This is a genomic window from Sulfuricurvum sp., from assembly GCF_022759005.1.
Lineage (GTDB): Bacteria > Campylobacterota > Campylobacteria > Campylobacterales > Sulfurimonadaceae > Sulfuricurvum.
Window position 1 is genome coordinate 1 of sequence record NZ_JAEMQA010000014.1, and the last position, 3092, is coordinate 3092.

At 46.7% G+C, this 3092-nt stretch carries 1 protein-coding gene and 1 pseudogene; both read left to right on the top strand.

Annotated features, from left to right (window positions below; all coding sequences use genetic code 11):
• Window positions 1-438 (top strand): annotated as a pseudogene (locus JHC35_RS00860) (efflux transporter periplasmic adaptor subunit); the annotation flags it as partial.
• A 3-nt stretch (window positions 439-441) separates the two neighbouring features.
• A partial coding sequence (locus JHC35_RS00865; protein ID WP_295041489.1) for an efflux RND transporter permease subunit occupies window positions 442-3092 on the top strand: 2651 nt, incomplete at its 3' end.

Consider the following 3092-nt stretch of genomic DNA (forward strand, 5'->3'; position numbering starts at 1 on the left):
GGCAAACCGCTCGCCTCTGTTCGTGCTAATAATGGAGCATATTTATTGGTGCGCTTAGCATTAGGCACGAGCGCTAAAGCGCTTATGTTTGAAAATCATCGTGCTCCTTTACGCTTTTTGCAAAACAGCAATGGTGTCGATGAGTATCGCGCAGATATCCCCCTTACTCTGGCTTCTGGCGCTCGTGTCGAGGCAAAAATCGTCACTTTTGAGGGAAGAGGAACTTTTTTACCTCGCGAAGCTCTTCTTTTTAAAGAGTCAAAAGCCTATGTTTTAGTGGTGAATGGGCATAGTGCTAAAGCTGTGGAGGTAAGCATCATTGCTAAAGGAGATGAGGGATATGTTGTTAGCGGTGCTCCTTTAGAAAAAGTAGTAGTTGCTAAAAGCGACATTTTACTCAAACTCTTAAGTGGCGCTTCACTCGCTATTAAAGGCTAAGGTATGTTTGAGTTTTTTTATCGCAGGCCTTATCATCTGGTTGCACTTGTTTTAACGATGCTCATCACGGGGGTTATCGGTCTTAAAACACTTCCTAAAAACCTTTTTCCCGATTCAGACCGTCCAACGGTTGTCGTGATTACTCAGGCTCCAGGGATGACCGCTCCCGTTGCAGCAAGTTCGGTTTCGAAACCCATAGAAGAGGAGATTGCTCGTCTTGGATTGATCCGCACCGTAAGCTCAACAAATATGGCAAACTTCTCCATTGTCCGTGCTGAGTTTGAGTATGACAAAGGACTCGATGGCGCAGCGGTCGATGTGAGTAACGCCCTCGCCACCGCCAAAGCCAAACTCCCAGCAGGACTCAATCCAACGCTTTATGTCTCAGGAGCTTTTACTCTCCCTGTAGAAGTGGTTTCTATTTCACCAAAAAATCCAACAGTAACGCTTTTAGATATACGTAAAATTGCCGATAGCTTTATCAAGCCTCGTTTGCTCTCAACACAGGGAATTGGAAATGTGGAGGTGTTTGGGGGACATCAAAGTGCGCTCACTATAAATCTTGATCCCACAAAAGTAGCAAGTGCCCATCTTGATATGGAGTCCATTGCTAAAACCATTACGGCACTGGACAAAGATACTCCATTGGGATTTGTCAAAAATGCAGATGGCTTTACAACACTTACTTATTATGGCGAAAAAAGTGATCCCGAGAGTCTTGGGGATCTCAGCGTGGCCCCTAATCTCCATCTACGAGATATTGCAACTGTTGCATGGAGCGAAGCAGAACCTATGAGTGCTTTTTTTGGCAATGGCAAAGAGTCTATCGCCCTCTCAATCCAGCGCTCACCCAAAGGAAGCGTCTTAGAGACAAGCTATGCCGCGCGTGAGCAGATCGAACAGCTTAAAAAAACATATCCAAATATTAATTTCGAGATTGTCGATACACAGCGTGACTTAATAGAAACAGCCAATACCAATATGCTTGAAGCTCTGCGTGATGCGATCATCTTTACCCTCATCGTCTTGCTCTTTTTCTTGGGCAATTTACGCGCCATTGCAGCGGCGGCCGTCTCTATTCCTTTGGTATTTTTAGGGACTATTGGAGTCATCTGGCTTAGTGGCGGAGAACTCAACATCGTCGTCTATACGGCGATTATCCTCGCCCTTGGGATGCTTGTGGATGATGCCGTGGTGGTGTTGGAAAATATCGAACGCCATTTAGTGGAAATGCACGAGAACCTCGAAGAGGCGATTTTCCACGGAACCCGCGAAGTGATCGCCCCCGTTTTTGCGGGGACGATTGCAACCATTGTCATTATCGCTCCACTTATGTTTGTCGGCGATTTTCCTCAAACGATCTATCGCCCACTCATCTCAACGCTCATCATTGCGCTTATCGTCTCCTATATTCTCTCCATTACTCTGATACCGAAATTTTCAGCCTATCTCTATCGCAACGGTGTGGGTAAAAACCGCTTTGAAGTGGCGTTTGAAAAGTTGTATGAAAACACAATGGGACGTCTTGTTAGCCCTTACCTCTCTATCTTAAAATTCTCCAACACAGGGCGTACCCGTTTGCGTAAAACGCTCCTGATCGTCGGTGTCTTGGCATTGCTGATCGTGAGCATGAAAGTGGTGATGCCTCTCATCGGTAAAGACGCGATGCCTCCGATGGATACGGGGATTATCAAGGTTAAAATCGCCTTTAGCTCCAATGATCGCGTCGAAGATGCTACGGCTAAACTCAAACCGTTTTTTAAATGGCTCAATAAACAAGACTATGCACGCACCAGCTCCACAGCATTTGGGAGTGAAGAGGGAGTATTATCCCTAGGAAGTGGTAATCTCTCAACAGAAGCTACAATGACGATCCTTTGTGCCAACCGCTTCGAGCGAACCAAAACGATTTGGCAAATCGAAGAGGAGATTCGCACACACCTTAATAGCTTAGAGGGGGTAAAATCGGTCGATGTTTATGACTTTGGAGCGACAGCAAACTCCTCAATCAAAGCACCGCTAGATATTCGTCTCACCTCTGCAACGCCTGATGGACTCTACGCTGATGCACAAAAGCTCATTAGTGAGCTTCAAACACTCAAAGGGATTACGAGTATCACCCCAAGCTGGCGTGAGGATTTAAGCGAAATCGATCTCTCCATCGATACCGATAAAGCGCTCTCATACGGGCTCACCCCTATTGCAATTTTGAACCAAATCCCTATTCGGGGTCAAATCGTAGCACTCAGCGGTAATCTTGCCTCAATGAGCAATCAGCCCGTACGCCTTTATATGAGCGGCAGTTTTCAAGAGCATCCCCTTGCTCTTGAAAATCTCCCAATCACCTCCAACGCGGGGCTTATCCCTCTAAGTGCCGTGGCGACGCTCAAAGTACAGATGACCCCTGCCAAACTCGAACGTGATGGATTGCTTTACTCTTTGGATGTCAACGGCTACCGTGCTAAACGCCCAATTACGCATATCACCGACGATGCGGATGCGGTGATTAAACAACTCTCCCTCAGCGGAACCACTCTGACTCAACAAGGGGACATTGTGCAGCTCAATGACTCCTTTAAGCGAATGATGAAAGCCATTGGCATCGGTGTCCTTTTACTCTTCGTTGTTTTGACGGCGGTGTATGCTTCGGCGCG